The sequence below is a fragment of the Desulfogranum marinum genome, assembly GCF_016918565.1.
Lineage (GTDB): Bacteria > Desulfobacterota > Desulfobulbia > Desulfobulbales > Desulfobulbaceae > Desulfogranum > Desulfogranum marinum.
Genome location: NZ_JAFFQD010000218.1, coordinates 1 through 243, shown reverse-complemented (window position 1 = coordinate 243; position 243 = coordinate 1). Strand labels below are relative to the sequence as shown.

At 44.4% G+C, this 243-nt stretch carries 1 protein-coding gene; it reads left to right on the top strand.

What is annotated here, in order from left to right; all coding sequences use genetic code 11:
• A partial coding sequence (locus tag JWH17_RS23535) for a transposase (RefSeq protein ID WP_205225125.1) occupies positions 1-243 on the top strand: 243 nt, incomplete at both ends.

Genomic DNA, 243 nt, shown 5'->3' with positions numbered 1-243 from the left:
AGCAAGCGGTAAAAATTGTGTTCGTCCGTCATAGGCACAGCCGTAAGTGGCTGGCAGTGATGTCGACTAAAATTGACTTGTCCGATGAAGAGATCATCAGAATCTACGGTAAACGCTGGGATATCGAGGTCTTCTTTAAAATGATGAAGCACTACCTGAACCTTGAACGAGAAACTCAGCTTCGGGATTTTGACGGCATCATAGGTCATATCACCATAGCCATGTCCCGGTATATATTTCTGT